This window comes from Bacillus sp. CCNWLW194 (genome assembly GCF_037120585.1).
Taxonomy (GTDB): Bacteria; Bacillota; Bacilli; order Bacillales; family Bacillaceae_G; genus Bacillus_A; species Bacillus_A basilensis.
Map to the genome: position 1 here is coordinate 344,633 of NZ_JBBBBL010000006.1, position 20,729 is coordinate 365,361.

Below are 20,729 nucleotides of genomic sequence, written 5' to 3' on the forward strand. Positions count from 1 at the left end.
TTCCGAATTTCGGAACTTAAATTCCGTTTTTCGAAACAAACATATAATTTAAAATTATAAAATATTCTTTCAATTCTATCAATATTTTTTTCACATACATAATCCGATATATTTTGTCCGCTATAAAAAAACACAAATAATATGTGATTTATATAGAATGAAAGGCTCTTGGATGATTGATAGAACTTTAACACGTGAAGAACGAACTATTAGTGAATGTAATTTATATTGGAGTGATTCGCTTCCTGACAGTGAATATAAAATTAACTTTAGAAATCACGACGGTTCAATTTCCAAATTTCACATTGCTACAAAACTATTAGAATAAAAGTTACAATAAAAAAGTACGGAAGTTTAGATTTGAAATAAAATTTGATCATCTTTCATTAATAACACAGATATAAAAGAAAATATAAAGAGCATGTATTGATCAATACATGCTCTTCTCATAGTTATTCAAAGTATTCTTTTTTTAACATGATTAATTGTTCCTTCGTACAACTAATAAGTCTATTAGTTACATATTACTTATTTTTCAAAATCGTTCTTTTAGCTTTTTTAATAATTCTACTAGTTGATTTTATGTCAGTATCCTTTTCCCATTCTTCACACAGGTTCATTACCCAATCCGGTTTAGTTTTACTTGCATCATTTAACCAGTTTCCAACCGAATCTTGTACATATTTTGATGGATCTGATTTAAGTAAATTAAGAATGGGAAGTGCTTTTTCAGGTTCTTGTTTTAATATTTCAATATGTTTACTCCATACCCCTCGAGGACGAATAGATTCTACAGAGAACCTGCGAATATTCTCATCTTCACTTTTTGCCCATTCTACTAACAATTCCACACTTTCTTCTATATTTTGTGAAAGGTCTTCTCTAATTGACATCCAAGCAATTTCTCGAACACCAAAATGATGATCCGCCGCAAAAGGTCGAATGTACGTTAATGTATCTTTTAATGTGTTATTTGATTTCTTATTCATAAACGCTGCCCAACATCGTACACTATCTGAAATATGATTAGATAATTTTAACAGTACATCTTCCTTGTTCCCTTCATTCTCTTTGAGTATAATTTCATCCAGTAAAGTTCCTGTTATTCGTATGACTTTCATACCTGTTTCAACGTTCTGTTTTTCTAATTCAGCTACTATACATTCCAAACTATTCTTGAGTCCTATTGAAGGTAAGACATTTTTAAGTAGTTCAATATGATTTATAGCTAGCCATTCTGTTAGATTAACACTTTCTACTTTCCCTTGCTGTAGTAATTGTAAGACCTCTTTAGGAATTTCGTTTACTTTCCTGGCTCCTTTCCTGTTTAAAATAACTTCTGCTTCTTTCGTTATCATGTAAATTCCCTCCTTGCAATACTATCTTCAAATAAACAGAGGCCATTTTGAAAAATGCTAATCAAAATGGCCTCTGTCTTTCTTAAATGAACATTCAGTTTTACAAAAAATGTGCTTTAAATCCACCGGAAGAATATTTCTCCCATACTTTTTCTTTATAACGCTCTTACTTGTTTCAACGGCCAGAAAACAGCTTGTCCTTTTCCGACAATTTCATCTTCTGAAATAAATCCAAACATACGACCGTCTTTCGAAACTTCACGATTATCCCCTAAAACAAACACTTGGCCTTCTGGCACTTTCGTTTTTCCTGTGATTTGTTCTAACGTAAAGTCTGGAGTTAATACACGGCCTGTTGCTTTTTCTTTAAACTCTTTTAAATATGGTTCTTCCATCGCTTTTCCGTTTACATATAAAACATCATTTTTATACTCAACTGTATCGCCCGGTAAACCAATTACTCGTTTTACTAAATCATATCCTTCTTTTCCGTGGAAGACGATAATATCAAAGCGTTCTAATCCACTTATACTATAACCAATCTTATTCACGAGAACTCGTTCGTTATTTTCTAAAGTGGGCATCATCGATTCGCCTTGTACTAATGAAGGTGTAAATAAAACACCGCGAATAATTGCGATTAATACAAGAGTAAATCCTATCGTTTTCGCCCATGAGAATAATTCTTTCTTCGTATTTTCCTTCATCGTTTCTCCTCTTTCTTACGCATTTATTTTATCCCGCTTTAATGGGCAGTAAGACCCTCACCTCAAAATTCAGCGAAAGCAAAGAAGCTAGATGTGGATCAACTGCCCGTAAAAGCCCGATTGGTGAGGGCTAATAATCAGTGGGGGAAGAACCCCCCACTAATTAAAATTTCACTTTATGATTTGAACTAATTCTTGTACTAAATTAAGATCAATTTCAGCAAAACATGATTTCCCTTCTCTTACCGCTGTACCAACATGAGCTTGCGAAATTCCAGTTTCATCTAGCAATCGCTTTATATTTTCTTTCGTCACACCAGCTCCAGCTACAAGTTGAATTTGACCATCGCTTACCTTTTGCATTTCTGTAAGCACCGGAATATTCTCTACTATATTTCCTTGTCCACCTGAAGTTAAAACATGAGTCACTTTATGAAACTTCTTTAAAGTTCTCATCGCTTCTACTGGATTTTCTATATCATCTATTGCACGGTGATATGTGACATTTATCCCGTCTACCACAGATAACAAATCCGCTAGTTTCTCTTCATCTACTTCATTTTTTTCATTTAATACACCTAATACAACACCAGCTACTCCTAATTCCTGAGCAACTACAATATCTTCTTTCATCATTTCAATTTCTTCTTCCGTATATGTAAAAGACTTCGCATGCGGACGAATCATAACGTGAATCGGTATATGTACTGCTTCTACCGCTTTTTTTATAAAAGCATAACTTGGCGTTAAACCGCCTTCTGTATAAGATGTAATTAATTCAATTCGCTTCCCACCAGCTCGTTCAATTCGTTTCACATCTTCTAAACATGTTGCAATAACCTCTAGCATGAGATGACCTCTTTTCGTGCTTTTTTCTTATTATACAGTAGGTGAAATAAGAAGCATAGTATTCTCCTATAAAATGATAAAAAGAAGAATGAAAAGAAAGATTTTTTAATTGATAACATTTTTGGGTAATGATATTTTTCCATATACTACAAAAAAGAGTAACCCCCTAGAACTTCATACTAGGTGTCACTCCTTTTCATTTTATAAAAACACTAGATTTCCCCTATATATTTAGTTATTTTACTTAACTACTTCATTATAAAAGTGGCTAAATGCTTCTACTAATGCGTCAACGGAAGCATATAATTCTTCTGGTGTATTATCTACACCTCCCATTTCAATAAGTAATGCATTTGGAGAAAGGTCTTGATTATATACTCCATTCCCGCTTTTACGATCTTTAATAAAAATCCCTCGGCTTAAACCATAATACTTCTCGTCTAAATATGAATTTATTGCCGTTACTATTTTTTTATTTTTTTCAAAGTTAGGATTCTCTCGTCCTAATATAAAATAGAGCCGAGCATAATTCTTTCCATTAATATTTTTGGTTGTAATATTTTTTCGTGCATCATCTCTATGAAGGTCCATTGGAAACATAATATTTTTATCTTGTGCTAATTTATCTTGTAATATTTGACGAGATCCTTTGTAGGATTGCGCCCAGTTTAAATTTTTATTTCGCAGAAAATCCCTCATATTTGTCGTATCATGTGAAACGCCTATTCCTTTTTCTTCTAACTTTTGTTTTAAATAATTTCCAACAAACGTAATATTCACTTCATTATTTGTACTGGAGGCATCATTAGGTATAGTAGCACCTGGAATTAGAGGAATAAACGACTCCCAACTATGTGTATGATAAATAAAAACTTTATTTTCACCGTTATTTTGTGTATTTGAATTGTTTTCTTTCTCACTCTTTGGGTGTTTAACAGCAGTACCTTCATTCTTAATATTCTCTAAAGGAATGCTGGATTCTTCAGGAATGTTCGTATAATCTGTTCCCTCTCCAGCAATTAATATTTCCGAATAAAATTGATTCATATTTGGAAGTTCTCGAGTTAATAAGCTTCGGAGGTCATTTACATTAATATTTGTAGAAAGTGAAAGTAAAAAAGATTCCAAAGACGCTCGTCCTTTTTCTTTATGAAATTCTTCTGCAAAATAATGATTTTCACTTCCTATCATATACATAAGACCTTTAGTAGAATTCGTTCCTAATAATTGATTAACATAATACGATTTAAATAAGCTTGAATTACTAGAAATGAAGAATGAAGTGAGAATACATATAATCGTGAATAAAATACATATCACTACATACTTTATATTAAATACTTTCAGTTTAACTTTATTCATTTTATATCTCCCTTCATTTAATATATTCTTACGCATAATTTTTAAGTAATATGATTATTAATTTAATAGAACTTCCTCAACTACTATGTTTTCATTTAATCTCTTTCCATAAAGTGATTGAAGTTAAATTTGCCTTGCGCAAATATCATCTAAGATTTTATAAGAAATTAAATAACCTGAGTCTATATTTTATATAGACTCAGGTTATTTAATTTCTTCATTTTTCATGTCAATTCCCAATTGGTCTTTCAATAACTTCATACCTTTTTTTGTAAGATGGACGGCTCGAGTCTTATCCGTTTTTGTAATCCATTCCTGTTCAAAAAACAGTTTTGCTATTGCAGATCCTAACCAACCAGAAATATGGTAGCGTCGTTCACTCCAATCAAGACAAGGTTTTGCAAATACCCTCCTCTTTATTTCTGCTGTTTCAATATTTATTCCAAAATTCAGAAACCATCTTTTACCTTGTTCCGTTACAATGTATTCTCCTTCCTCTAAAATTATAAATTCACTAGCAAGTAATTTTTCAGTTATCTCTACACCGAGCTTGCCTGCAAGATGATCATAGCAAGTTCGAGCATAACGAACTTGCTTTAGTTGATTCGATTGATTTAAAGAGCGAACTTGGGCTATTGGTGCAATTGTCCCTAACTTTTCAATAACTTCTGCTACCTCTTGATTAGCAAGTCGATAGTAACGATGTCTACCATGTTGTTCAACTGTAAGTAGATTCCCCTCTACTAATTTAGAAAGATGAGAACTAATCGTTGGATGTGACACTTTTGCCATATAAGCCAATTCACTAGCAGGTAGTGCCTGATTATTCATTAGACAATCTAAGATGATAGCTCTTGTAGGTTCAGCAATTAATTTAGCTATATATGAGATATTCGGATATACATTCATATTTCGATGATACCCTAACTGTTAAATTGATACAATTATTTTAAGTTTAATAGTAAAGGAGAATTTATTATGAATGCAATTGATCTTAGTATATTAAATTTGAAAGAAACGAGAAGACGCTCAGAAAAATTATGGAATTCTCTTCCTGATAATTTTCTTAATTGGAAGCCTGATAATGAGGCTATGTCCTTTGGTGAAATGATTCGTCACGTATGGAGCTCAACTTTTTACTATCATATGATTTTAAAAAACAACGGCTCAATAAACGACATAGATATCCCGTATGATGACGAGCCAATTACTTGTGTGAAAAAAGAAATTGAGTTGGCACAATCATACTTTACTGACTTCATAGAATATGTTCAATCAATAAGCATAGCCGAGCTAGATTCAAGACTTATTGATCGAAGCGATGTTGGCTATCAACGATATTTAGGCGATATGCTATTACGAATTGCCTATCATGATGCGGTCCATGCAGGTCAATTTTTACAATATTTGCGAATGGTAAATTTAGAAAGACCATTGATTTGGGATTGAATTTAGTAATTATTTACAAAGTTTCCAAGCTGGCATTACAATAAGAATTTTTCAACAAGAAACAATCACAAAACCATGATAACCATTTATATTAAAAACCTACATCTCAACTTGGTACGTTCCTGCACATAAAAAGCACGTGTTCGATTACTAATCAAACACGTGCTTTCAAAACAACTATATTGTACATAAACAATAAAATTCAAGTTAAAAAACCTACGAACGAAACGCCGCATCCGCCAACATAGATAGTGTTGCATCATCCATCGGTGGATTGTGTAATCCTGCTCTGACATTTAAATAGTAACGATGAAGCGGATTTTTTTCTGATAAACTTTTTGCTCCTACGATGCGCATAGATTTATCCACTATGGATATCGCCGCATTCGTTACTGCATATTTCACTGCTGCTAGTTCTGCTTGCAGCGAAAGTTTATCTTCTGCCTCATCGTACTTTTTCGCAATTTGATATAAAAAGACGCGAGCTTGCATAAGCTCGAGTTCTAATTCTCCAACTAATCTTCTAACATTCGGTAATAAACTAATAGAATGGTTTAAACTATTTGGCTTGTATGATCCCGCAAACTGAACTGCATAATTTCTTGCAGATTGTGCAATTCCTAAATAACATGCTGGTATATGTAGCAACCAGCCAATACCCTTTTGTTTCACTTTCCCGCCTTTTACATCCGTAAAAAAGCGGTTTTCTATCTCTACATTTTGTAAGACAAGGTCGTGACTAGCAGTCCCTCGCATCGCAACGCTATCCCACGTTTCTTCAATGGATACACCGAGCGTATTTCTTGGAATGACAAACTCACCAACTTCTTCACGGTCTTCAATACTCGCTGAAATAATAAAATAATCAAGTACTGGCGCCATCGTTGTAAAAGTTTTTCTTCCATTTATAATCCACTTCTCGCCTTGTTGAACCGCTATTGTTTCTGGTTTTCCACCACGCGTCGGACTCCCTGTTTTCGGCTCTGTTGCTGCCCGGTTAAAGAGTGCACCATTACGCACTTCTTCGCAAAACCATTTGAACATCTCATCATTCCAAGAGCGATTTTCCGCTAGCTCTTTCACAATGCCCATATGCCAGCCAATCGATAATGCAGTAGCTCCGCAGCCTTCCGCAATTTTTTCTTGAAATAAAACGAAGTCATATAAAGAAATCGCACTACCACCAAATTCTTTCGGTAACGTTAATTTCGTATATCCGATATTTTTCAAATCATTTATATTTTCATACGGAAATGATCCTAATTCACTTAGTTGATGCTCCCTTTCCATGAACTTCGGAATCAATTTATTTATTTGTTCAATAATTAAAGATTGTTTTTCTGTTTCAACAAATGAGAGTGCCATACTATAATCTCCTTTATGCTCGATTCATAAACCGTTCATTTTGTCATTATGATTATATGAAGCTACCTCTCTATTGTTTCACTATTCCGATAAAAATACAATGTTTTTGACTAATAAGAAAAGTTCCTATTGAAAGATAGGTTCTTTTCTTATTAGTCTCCCTTCAATGCCTTTAACGGCAAAGAGGTTACATATCCAATATACGAGAATAATTCTTTAAAGAAGAATGGTATTTCTGTATCTAACGTTTTATATGCTGATGTCGGTGTTGGTGAAGCATATGCTTCAATATTAATATGTTTTGCGATTCTCATTGCGCGTTTCATATGAAGTGGATCACTTACAATCGTGTATGTGTGTATGCCGTTCTCTATTCCAACTTGCTTCGCATTTTTTAAATTTTCTTCAGTGAAAAGAGATTTTGTTTCAATTAAAATATCTTCCTCTTTTACACCTTGTTTCATTGCATATACTCTTGCAGTACGCGCTTCCTCAAGTTCTGCCTCGAACTTTGTACCACCTGTAAAAATAATCTTTTTAATATTTCCGTTCTTATATAAAGAAATCGCGTGATTAATTCTTTCTTTAAATACAGGAGATGGTTTTCCGTTCCATGAAGCTGCTCCTAGTACGATACCAGCATCCGTTTTCACGTCATCATTTGCTTTAAAACGATAACTCCAAATATCGTAAGCTGCATAACTTACATATAAAATAGCAGAACAAATCATTAGTAAAAATACTTGAAAGATTCGTCTTTTCTTACTCTTCTTATTTTCTTTCATTTGTAATTGCCTCCGTACATCATCCATACTTCTATAAAAAACATTTATATCAAATCGTTTTGTTTGAGTTTATTTAAAAGAAGGAACTTTACTTGTTATTTATGTATAAAAGGGTTTTCATTTAAAATTGAGGATTATCAATTCATTTTCATTTGCGGTTTTCATTACATTTTTTAAATTCATAAGTTTATTACCATACAACTACATTGTAACGAATTTTTTCTCAGAAGGGAACGATGAAACAAAAGGAATTAAAATAAAGTAGCATTTTGTAAGAAAAAAGGTATATTTTTCATACATCACGAACAATATACCTTTCAAAACACGAATTATAGATTTTCTTTATACAACTCTAATTTTTCTAACAATTTTTCTTTTACGCCTGGACATTCACTCGAGATAATACTGTACACAACTGCATCTCTCACATAACCATTCGGTAATTTTCTTTCATTTCTAAGCACACCCTCTTTTACTGCGCCTAACCTTTCAATTGCTCGTTGTGCTTTTTCATTTCTTGCATCCGTCTTAATTTGTACTCTCCGCATATGCAGTTTTTCAAAAGCATACTGGAGAAGCATATACTTACACTCTGTATTTATACTCGTGCGTTGCACACTTGGATGATACCACGTTTGCCCTAACTCGACTGTCTTATTTTCTACTGAAATATTATATAAGCGTGTACTCCCTACAATCGTATTCGTCTGTTGATCCACTACAACGAAAGGTATTTGTGTACCCTTTCCATAACCTTGTATCGCTTTTTGAACATATTGCTGCATATCTTGAACACTATCCATTTTAGAGATTAAATACGCCCAAATATCCCGATTTCCTTCTACAATCGAAAACAAAGTTTCGACATCATCACTATCCATTAACCGTAACTTTGCTCTTTCATGAATCATTTCCATTTATAGGCCCCCTTTTTCTTACTATATCACACAAAATAATATCTTATTATATCAATTATAAAATATTAAAACCTACTTTTAAATGCACTTACATTCAATTTTTAATACCCCACCAAAAATCTCTAACAAATACCGTTTACATCCCTTTGTATCAAGCTAAATTTATATTGGTTTCATTTCATGTGAAGTTTTTCTAAAAGTCTAGTGTGCGTTCTTTAAAGAGTTGCACATCTAAAACTCTATTATTTTTACAAAAAGATTATTGTTTTTTCATTTATGGATCAATTTTTCAGGTTGATAGTATGGATAAATCTGGATAAAATCCTAAAAATACTATATAATAATAAAGAAAAACTTTAATCAGTGAAAGTTTTACGGTTAATTAATATGGGGTAAATGGGAGGGTATAAAAATGCTAGATCAAATCACTTGGGGAACGCCAGGAAGCTTATTATGCTTAGGATTCTTTTTTGCAGGGTTAGGAATTTTCTTAAGAAGTATTACGTCATATACGAACAACAAATAAATCTTCAAAAAATTATACAATTTCACCTGAAGATGTATAATTTTTTCTTTTTAGGGTATTTGCCTTTATTAGCTTAATAAAAATAACAAATAAAAGAAGCCTTCCTTTTACAGAAGGCTTCTTTTGTTATAGCTTTATCTTTTTAAAACTTTAAAGTAACAAATAAGCAATCGGCGTAATTATAAGTAACGTTAATATCGTTCTCTGCACGTACAGAACAATAAGTTCAGATACTTTTAACGGAATGTCTGTCGATAAAATACAAGGAATGGAAGCTGAAAAAAACAATATAGATGAGACCGAAACAACCGCAATGACAAACTTTGTCACAAGTGGTGCACTTACAACTAAAAGAGATGGTAAAAACATTTCTGCAATACCTACGGATGCCGCTTTAGCAGCTAAGTCTGCTTCTGGTAATTGTAATAGCCATGTAAATGGATAGAAAATATAACTGATCCAATCAAATATTGGCGTGAATTTCGCTAAGACGATACCAATTAATCCTACTGACATAATGGATGGTAAAATTCCCATCGTCATAATAAATCCATCTTTTAAATTCACTGCGATATTTTTCATAATACTTGGTGCAGATTTCGATACTTCTAACGCATCTTCCCAAGCGCGTTCTAGCATTTTCTCTTTATAAACAGGCTCTGGGAACCCTTCTTCCGTTACATATGTATCTGGTTTTCTACTAAGGGGTGGGATTCTTACGGTGATAGCAGTTACGATGAATGTTACAACAAGAGTAGTCCAAAAATAAACATTCCATAAATGCATAATGTCTAATGTTTTTGCGATGATGATCATAAATGTAGCAGAAACTGTAGAAAAACCTGTAGCAATAATAGCTGCTTCTTTTGTCGTATACTTTCCTTCTTTATATACGCGGTTCGTAATAAGAAGCGCAAGCGAATAACTTCCCACAAAGGAAGCAACCGCATCGATTGCCGATCGTCCTGGTGTTTTCCATAATGGTCTCATAATCGGACGGCAAAATGTACCAATAAATTCTAGCAATCCATATCCGACTAATAACGCTAAAAAAGCCGAGCCAATTGGAACGAGTAAACTTACCGATATTACTAGTTTCTCATACAAAAACGGTCCTACATCTGGCGCAAAGAACCAAGCTGGTCCCACTTTAAAACAATATAGTACACCGAAAACAACACCGACTACTTTTAAAATAGAAAAACAAACATCTACGATAGACGCATTCCATTTTTTCGTATAAAACGGGTAAATCGCACCCATTACCATAACAAGTAGTGCGTAATAAGGTACTACGCTCGGAACAGAAGTCCTGATCCATGAAACGATATGATCAATCATAATGGACGAAGCACCATTTATCGTAACTGGTACGAAAAACATAAATACCCCAACGAGACTAGCGAGTATAAACCGAAGAATAGTCCCCTTCTCACTCCCTGTCTTAATTACATTCCGTTTTAATTCAATTTCACTCAAAATTCGACACCTCCTATTATCTAAATATTCTGTACATTTATATTGAATCCCTTCTTTTCAATTGAAAATTATACAAGCAATAATCTTACTTTTTATTGTCAGTCTCCAAAAATTATCATATAATATTCTTCATAAATGTTACATATATGCATTTAAAACAATTATTTTGTAACAATGTTATTTATTTTTTCAATTTACTCTTTAAATTAACCTACATAACAATAGAAGGAGAATGGAAATTTGAAAACAATAAAAATGACTATGGCAAGTGCACTGCTACTTGGTGCTATCATCACTCCATCTAGTTCTTTAGCTGTGAGTGAAACTGTAACACAAAAAAATAATGCGCAGTTAGAGATTGACGAAGACGATTACTACTATCAGTTTCCCGATGTTATTGGCTGGGCAAAGCCGTCCGTTGATTATTTAGTAAAGAAAAAAGTCTTATCTGGCTTACCAGACGGTACATTTGGACCTAACCTTGAAATCGATAGAGCTTCTGCCGCAATTATCATGGCAAAAATATTAAACTTACAAATAGACACTTCAGCAAAACCATCATTTAAAGATTCTCAAGAACATTGGGCCACTCCTTATATTGCTGCAGTTGAAAAAGCTGGGATTATTAAAGGAGTCGGTAATGGTAATTTCGAGCCTTCTGGAAAACTAACAAGAACGGCTATGGCTTCTATGCTTGTTCATTCATATAACTTAGACAAAAAGGCCACTGAAAAACTCCCTACTGTATTCCGAGATTTAAAAGGACACTGGAGTGAAAAATCGGCCAATCTTCTTGTTGCTCTTGGTATTTAACTGGGTTATGGTGGTAGTCATTGGTATCCAGATAAAACTATTACCCGTGCAGAAGCTGCAAGTTTAGTTGCTCGCACAGACCAATCGAAAGATAAAGAAATTAAATTAAAGCAAGTTACTATGAAACAACATTACTTTATTTATCCTGAGACCTCTCTTCATTCAGGTATACTTGCTGAATATGCACCACAAACCGTTACTGTATTCGATGAATCTGAAAACGGATGGATTAAAATTGCTACGGATCATGGGTTAAAGTGGACACCATTAAAAGAGAAACACGTATACATTGATAAAAACTTTGTTACCTTTGATAGACCGTCAAGAACAGGATACGTGGTTGGTAAATATCCCCCTCAAACTGTAACAGTCGTTGAAGAAAATAGCATCTGGTTAAAAATTCGCACTAGCGAAGGTCTTCAATGGATGAATCCATATTTAAAAGAGGGTGAAGGAAAAGAACTAACATACATACCAAGAACATTTTTCGCTTACGATAGCCCTAATTTTTCTTCTAAAATATCTGGAAAGTATGCTCCACAAGGTGGCATAGAAGAATTAGCTATAGGAGATGACGGATGGGTACAAATTCGTACAGATAAAGGACCAAAATGGATAAACATGTCTTATCTCTTACGTCCAAAGCTCCTCTTAAATGTTCCTGCCATTAATCAATTGCCGGAATTACAAAAAGGAAGTACAGTTGTTTCACTCCAAATGCTTTTAGAATACTATACAGGAGGTTCATTAAATAAAGTAGACTTTGCTAATCAAATGCCATTTGATACAACTCGACGCAAGACTACAGGAGATGGAAAAATTTCAGTTTGGGGTGATCCAGACATCGGATTCGTTGGTGATGTAAGAGGAATAAGTTATGGTTACTCTATTAACCCGGCACCATTGAAACAATTACTTGATAAACATGCAAGAGGTACAGATTTAACAGGACAGGATTTCTCTGTATTAGAAAGCTATGTACGTAATGGTAAACCAGTTGTAGCCTGGGTAGGAAACAAAATAACTGCTCCACAACTAGAACAAATTTGGCAAACACCTCAAGGAAAAACTGTAAATGGATACAGAAATGCACATACTATTATCATAACTGGTGTAGATGATCGTAACATTTATTATAATGACCCATTAGACGGTAAAAAAGATCAACCAATGGTAAAATCCCGATTTGAGTACAGTTATAACCAAATGGGTAAAAAAGCTTTAAGTATCGATTAATCATATAAAAAAGCCTATTTTGATTGTATAATTCAAAATAGACTTTTTTATTACTTCCCATAATCATCAGTAATCACTTGAATGACACGATACGATTCTTCTGCTATTTTTTCATTACTATCTCTATTCGCATCATATGTAATTAACGCCTTCCAAAGTGCCCATCCTCTCGCCCTATTCCACGTTTCTTCATCTATGTGCAATGCTTCTTTAAATACACCTCTACTATTCTTATCAAAAAACGTCCATGCCATCGCTGCATCACAAGCCGGATCCCCTACTCCTAAAATACCAAAATCAATTACGGCACAAAGCTTTCCATCCTTAACGAGTAGATTTCCTGGTGCAACATCTCCATGAACCCAAACTGGTTTACTCTCCCATGTTGACTGAAGTGCTAAATCCCAAAGATGCTTTAATACTATTTCATCAAAAACACTCTTATTATTTTCAATAGCATCTCTCGCCTCTTCATCATATACAGATATAAGCCCGCCTCGGTAAAAATTATGTGCTCCAGCTACCGGTCCTTTACTTGCATCAATAGATTGCAATTCTACTAAAAATAATCCTAAGTCTGCCGCAAATTCACTTAAGTCACGAACGTTTTGTTTCGTAACGGTCTCTCCCTCTATCCACTTATTAATAGACCAAGGCCATGGATACACTTCAGATGGATTCCCTTTCGCAAGTGGTGTAGAAATCGGTAAAGAAAGCTCCTCACTTAATATAGGTAGCCACTTATTTTCTTTCTCTACTTGCGGTGCATATGCCGCCTCACTTGGCAATCTTACACTCATCTCATCCCCTAAGTGAAACGTTCTATTATCATGCCCACTAAACTTTACAGGTTTCACTTCTAAATGTGCCCATTCAGGAAACTGTTCCTGTATTAACTTTTCTACTAAACTTATGTTAATTGAATTCATTCACTTCCTCCTTCTTTTTTGAAACTTACTATGTCCATCCTTACTACCGATATATTCAAAACCATTTTTCTTATAAAAATCATTTAATGTACGGTTATGTCCAACACAATCTAACTTCAAATACTGTTTATCACTTTGCATATTCTCATCTATCCACTGTAAAATGTGTTCTCCTATTCCATTCCCCTTATACTTCCGTTTCACCGCAAATCTATGAATATATAATGAATTAGAAACTTCCTCTTTACCAAAAATATGTTCCTCCCATTCATTTGTTTAGGAGATGCTGTAACTGTACCGACAATTTCCTCTTCTTTCATTACAACATACGTATATTTCTCTTTTATGCCTTCTAATATTTCAGTCGTTGCTTCTTCTCCTAAAAGATACTGCCATTGATCTACTTTTTTATGTTGTAGCCACTTTGCTACTTCTTTTAATAGAGTAATAATGCTATTACTTTCATCTTCCGTAGCAATCCGAATTGTATATTCTTGAACTGTAGTTCTCTCCATATTGTGTTTCCCCTTTTAAATTACTACTATACTGACAAACACGTTCTACCGTCATTCTCATCTGTTATATATTCTACATAAAATCCTTGAGTTAGTGCGTTTTCATACATCATTTCAATTGCTTCTTGATCTTTCACATAAATTTGTATGTAATCACCATCCGCTACTAATACGACTACTTCACACTTACTCTCCTTAAACTCTTCATATGTTTCAATATCTATTGCTATTTCTCCTTTAGGATACGCTTTTAAATCTGCAAAAATGAGATAATATATGTTGCCTTCAACTAAATTTTTCAAATCTAATCCTTCCACTACACTTGGTTCCTCTGGAAATAGTGCCTCATCCAATCCAACACGCGCTATTAAGTAGGACTCCTCATTCCCCACTCGCCAATTAAATGAAGCAATATTGATTGGCTTTAACACTTTCCAAAGTAGATTGTCATATTCATTTGAAACTTCTACAAAAATCCCTCTTTTCATTTGTTCGCTCCTTATTTATTTTCATTTTCGTTTCATATTAGATATATCAATTTCCCTATAGGTTAATAAGAATCAAAAAACGCTTCACTACTAGTGAAACGTTTTTTATCTTTTATGCGTGTAATTCCGTTTTATGTTCCTTTATTGCACTACGTTTGAAAGCAGTCATTAAAATAATAACAATACTTACCACACCAATCCAAACGAGCACAGTAACAGGTGTACTCCAGCTTAACCCTTTTCCGAAGAAGAATATTCCTCTAAGCCCTTCAATCATAAATCGCATTGGTAACCAAGTGTAAACCCAGTCTTGATAAAATGACGACAACATTTCAGGTGCTAATGATAATAACGGTGCACCGAAGAATAGTAAGAGTGCGAATACACCAATTCCTTTTAGTCCAACTAGTGAAAGTACCGCTGATATCATTAAGAAGAAACTAAACGATGTAATGGATAAAAATAAGGCCGTATCGGTGAAATTTGAAATATTTAGTCCTACCATTCCATCCGCAATCCATGTCAGACCAAACCCAATTACAATTGTCGCAACTGCTCCAGCTACTATTTGTTTTAATTTTAATAAAAAGTTTTCTTTTCTTGAACCTACCGGCATTTTACTTATCGCAATAAAGATAATCGCTGCACTCGCTAAACTTGCGATCCATAACGGCTGGAATAATGAATTTGGTGAGTTACCGTTCGCACTATTTTTTCCGACCTCATTCACATTTGTCACGTTCTTTACAATAGGTGTTACTAATTTCGCAGCTTGGTCTGTTGTTAAAGTAGCTCCTTTTGCTTTCAATCCTTCTAATAGTTGTGTACGAACAGTATTGTTCATATTATCTACTACACCATTCAACATTTGTCCTGCCACAGTTGATGCTGCTGTATTCATTCCTTGATTTATGAATATTTCTACCTCTGCTGAAGATGGTTGTGGTGTTCGTAATGATGCTTGTTTTGTACTAAAGTCTTTCGGAATGACTAATGCTGCGTAATACTCTTGATTATTTAAACCTTTTTGCACGGATTCCTTATTTTTTACTTCTACCCACTTTACCGCAGGTTCTTCCTCTGATTTTGATGTCTTTTTCATATTATCAACAATCGTTTGTCCCATGTTCATTTTCGATTGATTCGGAATTTCTACTCCTTGATCCTCATTTACAATTGCGATTGGCAAGTTTTTCGGCTTAGGTTGAACGGTTGGAAATAATGTTAATGAAAAAATAAAAACTACAAGTAGTGCAACAACTGGTGATAACAATAAAAGTTTATTTTTAAACATTTTCTTTTCTCCTCCTGTAATTTAATTTATAATAACCAACAACGTGTTGTTTATTTATATTTTGAATTATATGTTCGAGTTGAACCTTATACAATAATCAAAAATCGTGAATGTGTCCGTTATCATACACATTCTTGAAATGTGTTGAATAAAATTAAGGAGGGACATACTTTGCGTGATAGTAATTTAGATTTACGTGTTGTTCGTACGAAAACTGCCATACGAAATGCATTTGTGGAATTAATTGAAGAAAAAGGTTTCGACGCTATTACAGTGAAAGATATTACAACGAAAGCAAACATAAATCGCGGTACTTTCTATGCGCACTATCAAGATAAATTTGATTTAATGACGAAATGCCAAGAAGAAATTATGTATGAGTTTTCTAGCATTGCAAAAAGAAAGTTTCCAGAAGTGATTGCAGATCTTGGATCAAATCCTTCCCCAACAATGCCATTTCTACTTATCACTTCTATTCTTGAATTTCTAAATGAAAATAGTGATTTTATGAGAGCTGTACTTAGCCCAAAAGGAGATTTATCTTTCCAAACAAAACTGAAAGACTTTATGTGGAAAACACTATTTGAAGATACGAATGGCGCTCTCATTAATAAAGAGAACTTACTTGTCCCAAGCCAATACTTAGCTTCTTATATGGCATCTGCTCATATTGGTGTTATTCAGCAATGGTTAAATAACGGGCAAAAAGAAACACCTGAGGAAATTGCTCGTATTTTATCAACAATCGCAGTTCATGGACCTTTTTATGCAGCTGGGTTAAAAAAGTGAGTTGTTGCAAAATAAAAAGATCATCCACTATTTATAGCGGATGATCTTTTATTTCATTACAACACTTCAATATACCCTTCAGTTCCATGTACCCGAATTCGTTGTCCGTCTTTTATTAATCTCGTAGCATTCTCTACTCCAACGACTGCTGGTAATCCATATTCACGTGCAATCACTGCTCCGTGTGTCATGAGTCCGCCAACTTCAGTGACTAACCCTTTTATAGAAACAAACAACGGCGTCCAGCCAGGGTCAGTAAATGCAGTAACTAATATATCTCCATCTTCTAAATTCGCATCTTCCATATTTAAAATAACGCGAGCTCTCCCCTCAATCACTCCTGAAGAAACCGGCAAACCTACGATCGCTTCGGCCGGGAGATTTTCTCGTTTATATTTACCTGTAATGATTTCTCCATCAGACGTCATTACACGCGGAGGCGTTAGTTTTTCATATACTTTGTAATCATTTTTTTGTTTATGAATAACCTCGTAATCTAGTTTATTCGTACGAACAACTTCATGAAGCTCTTCAAAAGTTAGGTAGTATATATCATCGATTTCATGAATGACACCGTTCTGCACAAGTTTCTCCGCTTCTTTCAATAACGCCTGCTTATATATGAAGTAACGATTAATCATGCCGTATTTCGGATATTCACGATAGCCAATAAAATTACGGATGTTACGAATCATTCGCTTCGTTTCTTCTACTTTTTGTTCTCCATCTGACAAATGCTGTAATCGCTCTAATAACTCTTCTTCTTTGTTCAAAGCTTCCTGCAGCCCTTCTTCAAACTTCTGCTTACTAGCACCATATTCAAAGTCTCTTACATTATTTAAAATCATCGGGATAATGGTTGTTAGCTTCTCACTCCAGCGCGTTTTCGTAATGTCGATTTCGCCGCTACATCTCATTCCGTATTTATTTAGAAAAGCAACGATTGTATCTCGAGCTTTTTCTCCGCCTTTATACTGAACAAGTTCATCTAAAAAGCTATCATCTTCTACATGTTGTAAATACGCAATAACTTCTGGATATGGCCGAATCACATCAGCAACATCCATTAATGCTAAACCCATTTCTGAAGTAATATTATTTTGTACTGATTGAGAAAGGGTGTCCGCTGCATTCTTTTCACCTAGCCATTGCTCCATCTTTTCATTGATCCATGTTGAAGCATTCATACCTGCCATAATGACAGCCATACTTTGCGGATGAAATAGTATTTTCTTTAATTGCTGAATATCTTCCAAAATAAAATCAAGTACATCCACCCCTGATTTCGTTTGCATGTTTCGTTTTAACTCTTCGATTGATGCTTGACTCTTCTTTATTAAATCCATAACGATTGCCGGATTGTTTTCGATTTGTGGTTGCGAGCTTACAGGTGGCCCGCTTTTACCAACACTCTTTTCTTTTTCATCATCTGGTAACAATTTAATAAAATCATCTCGCTCGACTACAGTCGTTAATGCATCTTTAATAAGTGGTTCCGAATTCCCTATCGTATTTAATAAAAGTTCTCTACTAGTAGGCGAAGCCAATCTTTGTGCAACATCAACAAACAGCCTTCCCCCAGCTTGAAACCTCGGTCCAAAGGATGTTAACTGAAATAAAGACATTCCTAATGGCTTCAAAGGATCAGTCATCATTTGCTGGTGACCAACCGATACATACACATGATTTTCCTGATCATTTGCTTCCGGAATTGGATATAAAGTCGTGATTGGCCTGCTTTGGACAATATAAAATGCATCATCAACTAAACACCATTCGATATCTTGCGGACAACCGAAATAAGCTTCGATCTGCCTTCCGATCTGTGCTAATTGTAAAATTTGTTGTTCAGACAATGTTTGAATCTTTTGCTGAGCCGGATCAATTTGTTTTATTTCTGTTCCACCCTCTTTTAAAGCATAGATAGCTACTTTTTTAGTTGAAATCACCTTATCGACGATTTCGCCTTCTTTTACTTTATAATTATCAGCGGAGACGAGTCCCGATACTAATGCCTCGCCAAGTCCAAAACTGGCATCGATTGATAACACCTTTCGGTTGGAAGTAACTGGATCAGCAGTAAATAAAATGCCCGAAGCCTGCGGGAAAACCATTTTTTGAACGACAACACATATAGAAACTTGATTATGTTCAAAAGCATTTTGCATACGGTACATGACTGCTCGATCTGTAAATAAAGAAGCCCAGCACTTTCTTACATGCTGCAAAATTGCTTCTTTTCCAATGATATTTAAATACGTATCTTGTTGACCAGCAAACGAGGCATATGGTAAATCTTCAGCCGTCGCACTAGAACGAACTGCATACGCATGTTCATTTCCAAAACGTGAGAGATATTGAGCTACCGCTTCCACTACATCAGAAGGGATTTCTACTGCCATAATGATTTCTCTAATCTTCTTACTGATTTCACCAATTTGAGCTCGCTCTTCCTTTTTCAACTTTGTTAGCTGCTGCAATAAAGTTTGAAGCTCTTCATTTTGCTCGATAGCCTTTTCATATCCTACCGTTGTAACACAAAATCCTTCTGGCACTTGTATCCCTTGAATATTGGATAACTCCCCTAAATTCAAGCCTTTTCCACCGACAAGTGAAAGCTGCGTTTTTTCTATTTCCTGAAAATCGAGAACGAAAGAACTCATATAACATCTCTCCTTACTATGCATGTGTTCTTGATTGTAGCAGTAGTACATGAGAATAAACAGTCTATTTCGAACTTGATTTACATGATATAATTAAGTTAGGAAGAGATTAAAAAATGCCCCAGTTGCTTCATTCTGCAATTGGGGCTTCTTATTTTCGCTCAATTTCAAATTATAATTTACTCACAACTCACTTCAATGTAGTTCTGTTTTTCCACTTTTTTTATAAAAACGCCATTAATTATCACACACAATTCTTACCTCAACAAATGGTATATAACCCGAAATACGCTTTAGTTTATCCTCCTGTGAGCCTTTTCACAGGAGTTTTTATACATACATATATTATTTATAATGAATCAGTTCTCCTATTTTTCAAAAGCATATTCTGTGTCATAGTAACGCTTTTTAGAATTTATATATACCTTCTAATTTTTCTAAAAAAAGGATGATTGTATTGGAAATGAAAGGGCCTCAAGGCATTTATGATGATGTTATTAGTTTAGGGGAAAATTGTTATACTGCTATTCATCTAAAAAAATATAGGCTGCGGAAATATTCAGGTCCTCTAGATTGGTTTGAATCACCGAATCTTTCTTCTATCAACAAATTATTGAAAAATAATTTTATAGACTTTATGGATTTAAAAAACATGCACGCAATGCCGGATCAAAATATTGTGTTTAATGATGGCGTGATACAACCTGTTTTTTCTCATATTATAAAAGACACAAAATATAACGTAACATCCTATCATGATTTCCCTGTTATTCCAAATGAAGATTGGTTCATCACATACCATGATTTTAAACAAAAATTAGATCGAAGAATTGATAATTTTTACGAAAAAATTCATCATTCACAATCCATTTTATTTGTTAGATGGGGCGGAAACTTGACTGAAGCGCTAGAATTACAAACAGTTTTATCAAATATTGTTAAAAATAATTTTAAAATTCTTTTACTCTATCCAACAGGACTTGAAAATGAAATAAACGAATTAGAATGGGGGCTTGATCATGTTTTCCCTATTCAAGTTTCAAGTAATTATCAAAATAAAAGAACTTGGTATGTCCTCTTAAAAGATATACACTTAAACTCAAAAAAATAGTAGAAACTACAACTTTACAATCAATATTTTTTGTTTGTACTTTATATAAATTGATACGTCTCCACCTTAATTCTAGGAGTAAATTATTGTTTTT

17 protein-coding genes and 2 pseudogenes are annotated in these 20,729 nt (G+C 34.1%); 5 read left to right on the forward strand and 14 right to left on the reverse strand.

The genetic code is table 11. The features are described from left to right. The first annotated feature begins 172 nt into the window (after positions 1-172). Positions 173-328: a hypothetical protein gene (locus V7S50_RS16625; protein WP_180230819.1), complete on the forward strand. Its 156-nt coding sequence runs from the start codon at positions 173-175 to the stop codon at positions 326-328. 196 nt (positions 329-524) lie between these two features. Here the strand turns inward: V7S50_RS16625 and V7S50_RS16630 are convergent, their stop codons facing one another. From V7S50_RS16630 to V7S50_RS16650, 5 genes are all read right to left on the reverse strand, one after another. Beyond that, positions 525-1,358 carry a DNA alkylation repair protein gene (locus V7S50_RS16630; protein WP_242252712.1) on the reverse strand — a complete coding sequence of 278 codons (834 nt, stop codon included), beginning with the start codon at positions 1,356-1,358 and terminating at the stop codon, positions 525-527. A 155-nt stretch (positions 1,359-1,513) separates the two neighbouring features. Then, entirely contained in the window at positions 1,514-2,065 is a 552-nt protein-coding gene (gene lepB / locus V7S50_RS16635; RefSeq protein WP_063225238.1) for a signal peptidase I, read from the reverse strand. 171 nt (positions 2,066-2,236) lie between these two features. After that, positions 2,237-2,914 (reverse strand): copper homeostasis protein CutC, encoded by a 678-nt coding sequence (locus V7S50_RS16640; protein WP_242252711.1) that lies wholly within the window; start codon positions 2,912-2,914, stop codon positions 2,237-2,239. A gap of 240 nt (positions 2,915-3,154) precedes the next feature. Further along, positions 3,155-4,276 (reverse strand): stage II sporulation protein P, encoded by a 1,122-nt coding sequence (gene spoIIP, locus V7S50_RS16645; RefSeq protein ID WP_242252710.1) that lies wholly within the window; start codon positions 4,274-4,276, stop codon positions 3,155-3,157. Between the two features lie 204 nt (positions 4,277-4,480). After that, on the reverse strand, positions 4,481-5,185 hold the full coding sequence (locus V7S50_RS16650) for an ArsR/SmtB family transcription factor (protein ID WP_242252708.1): 705 nt from the start codon (positions 5,183-5,185) through the stop codon (positions 4,481-4,483). A 69-nt stretch (positions 5,186-5,254) separates the two neighbouring features. On the opposite strand from V7S50_RS16650, the gene V7S50_RS16655 reads away from it, so the two are divergent. Beyond that, positions 5,255-5,725, forward strand: a complete 471-nt coding sequence (locus tag V7S50_RS16655; protein ID WP_063225234.1) for a DinB family protein — start codon at positions 5,255-5,257, stop codon at positions 5,723-5,725. Between the two features lie 216 nt (positions 5,726-5,941). Here V7S50_RS16655 and V7S50_RS16660 read toward each other — a convergent pair whose 3' ends face one another. From V7S50_RS16660 to V7S50_RS16675, 4 genes are all read right to left on the reverse strand, one after another. After that, complete coding sequence (locus V7S50_RS16660; RefSeq protein WP_242252707.1) at positions 5,942-7,090, reverse strand: acyl-CoA dehydrogenase family protein; 1,149 nt, start codon at positions 7,088-7,090, stop codon at positions 5,942-5,944. A 152-nt stretch (positions 7,091-7,242) separates the two neighbouring features. Continuing rightward, complete coding sequence (locus tag V7S50_RS16665; protein WP_063225232.1) at positions 7,243-7,875, reverse strand: YdcF family protein; 633 nt, start codon at positions 7,873-7,875, stop codon at positions 7,243-7,245. Positions 7,876-8,204: 329 nt separating this feature from the next. After that, on the reverse strand, positions 8,205-8,792 hold the full coding sequence (locus V7S50_RS16670; protein ID WP_242252705.1) for a GNAT family N-acetyltransferase: 588 nt from the start codon (positions 8,790-8,792) through the stop codon (positions 8,205-8,207). Between the two features lie 676 nt (positions 8,793-9,468). After that, positions 9,469-10,797, reverse strand: a complete 1,329-nt coding sequence (locus V7S50_RS16675) for a YjiH family protein (protein ID WP_242252704.1) — start codon at positions 10,795-10,797, stop codon at positions 9,469-9,471. A gap of 240 nt (positions 10,798-11,037) precedes the next feature. Here V7S50_RS16675 and V7S50_RS16680 point away from each other — a divergent pair. Next, positions 11,038-12,846 (forward strand): annotated as a pseudogene (locus V7S50_RS16680) (S-layer homology domain-containing protein). Between the two features lie 50 nt (positions 12,847-12,896). Here V7S50_RS16680 and V7S50_RS16685 read toward each other — a convergent pair. The 4 genes and pseudogenes from V7S50_RS16685 to V7S50_RS16700 all read right to left on the reverse strand — a co-directional run bounded on the left by V7S50_RS16685 (position 12,897) and on the right by V7S50_RS16700 (position 16,072). Continuing rightward, positions 12,897-13,775, reverse strand: coding sequence for an aminoglycoside phosphotransferase family protein (locus tag V7S50_RS16685; protein ID WP_242252703.1), 879 nt, complete (start codon positions 13,773-13,775; stop codon positions 12,897-12,899). Further along, positions 13,776-14,290, reverse strand: a pseudogene (locus tag V7S50_RS16690) (GNAT family N-acetyltransferase). A 26-nt stretch (positions 14,291-14,316) separates the two neighbouring features. Further along, the gene (locus V7S50_RS16695) at positions 14,317-14,778 is read right to left on the reverse strand and encodes a DUF2691 family protein (protein WP_242252702.1); all 462 of its coding nucleotides are present in this window, start codon (positions 14,776-14,778) and stop codon (positions 14,317-14,319) included. Positions 14,779-14,890: 112 nt separating this feature from the next. Further along, the gene (locus V7S50_RS16700) at positions 14,891-16,072 is read right to left on the reverse strand and encodes a YhgE/Pip domain-containing protein (protein WP_242252701.1); all 1,182 of its coding nucleotides are present in this window, start codon (positions 16,070-16,072) and stop codon (positions 14,891-14,893) included. Between the two features lie 171 nt (positions 16,073-16,243). Here V7S50_RS16700 and V7S50_RS16705 point away from each other — a divergent pair, with 171 nt between their 5' ends. Then, on the forward strand, positions 16,244-16,861 hold the full coding sequence (locus V7S50_RS16705) for a TetR/AcrR family transcriptional regulator (protein ID WP_286676860.1): 618 nt from the start codon (positions 16,244-16,246) through the stop codon (positions 16,859-16,861). Positions 16,862-16,917: 56 nt separating this feature from the next. On the opposite strand, the gene ppsA is transcribed toward V7S50_RS16705, so the two are convergent. Next, positions 16,918-19,524, reverse strand: coding sequence for a phosphoenolpyruvate synthase (ppsA, locus tag V7S50_RS16710; RefSeq protein ID WP_242252699.1), 2,607 nt, complete (start codon positions 19,522-19,524; stop codon positions 16,918-16,920). 448 nt (positions 19,525-19,972) lie between these two features. On the opposite strand from ppsA, the gene V7S50_RS16715 reads away from it, so the two are divergent. Next, on the forward strand, positions 19,973-20,635 hold the full coding sequence (locus V7S50_RS16715) for a DUF1796 family putative cysteine peptidase (RefSeq protein ID WP_242252698.1): 663 nt from the start codon (positions 19,973-19,975) through the stop codon (positions 20,633-20,635). Positions 20,636-20,729: the final 94 nt, after the last annotated feature.

Excerpts from the sequence above, each read along its gene's own strand:
- lepB (WP_063225238.1), bottom strand. The coding sequence starts at position 2,065 with ATGAAGGAAAATACGAAGAAAGAATTATTCTCATGGGCGAAAACGATA.
- V7S50_RS16665 (WP_063225232.1), bottom strand. The coding sequence starts at position 7,875 with ATGAAAGAAAATAAGAAGAGTAAGAAAAGACGAATCTTTCAAGTATTT.
- ppsA (WP_242252699.1), bottom strand. The coding sequence starts at position 19,524 with ATGAGTTCTTTCGTTCTCGATTTTCAGGAAATAGAAAAAACGCAGCTT.
- V7S50_RS16715 (WP_242252698.1), top strand. The coding sequence starts at position 19,973 with ATGATTGTATTGGAAATGAAAGGGCCTCAAGGCATTTATGATGATGTT.
- V7S50_RS16625 (WP_180230819.1), top strand. The coding sequence starts at position 173 with ATGATTGATAGAACTTTAACACGTGAAGAACGAACTATTAGTGAATGT.
- V7S50_RS16695 (WP_242252702.1), bottom strand. The coding sequence starts at position 14,778 with ATGAAAAGAGGGATTTTTGTAGAAGTTTCAAATGAATATGACAATCTA.
- V7S50_RS16655 (WP_063225234.1), top strand. The coding sequence starts at position 5,255 with ATGAATGCAATTGATCTTAGTATATTAAATTTGAAAGAAACGAGAAGA.
- V7S50_RS16670 (WP_242252705.1), bottom strand. The coding sequence starts at position 8,792 with ATGGAAATGATTCATGAAAGAGCAAAGTTACGGTTAATGGATAGTGAT.
- V7S50_RS16700 (WP_242252701.1), bottom strand. The coding sequence starts at position 16,072 with ATGTTTAAAAATAAACTTTTATTGTTATCACCAGTTGTTGCACTACTT.
- V7S50_RS16685 (WP_242252703.1), bottom strand. The coding sequence starts at position 13,775 with ATGAATTCAATTAACATAAGTTTAGTAGAAAAGTTAATACAGGAACAG.
- V7S50_RS16660 (WP_242252707.1), bottom strand. The coding sequence starts at position 7,090 with ATGGCACTCTCATTTGTTGAAACAGAAAAACAATCTTTAATTATTGAA.
- spoIIP (WP_242252710.1), bottom strand. The coding sequence starts at position 4,276 with ATGAATAAAGTTAAACTGAAAGTATTTAATATAAAGTATGTAGTGATA.
- V7S50_RS16640 (WP_242252711.1), bottom strand. The coding sequence starts at position 2,914 with ATGCTAGAGGTTATTGCAACATGTTTAGAAGATGTGAAACGAATTGAA.
- V7S50_RS16630 (WP_242252712.1), bottom strand. The coding sequence starts at position 1,358 with ATGATAACGAAAGAAGCAGAAGTTATTTTAAACAGGAAAGGAGCCAGG.
- V7S50_RS16650 (WP_242252708.1), bottom strand. The coding sequence starts at position 5,185 with ATGAATGTATATCCGAATATCTCATATATAGCTAAATTAATTGCTGAA.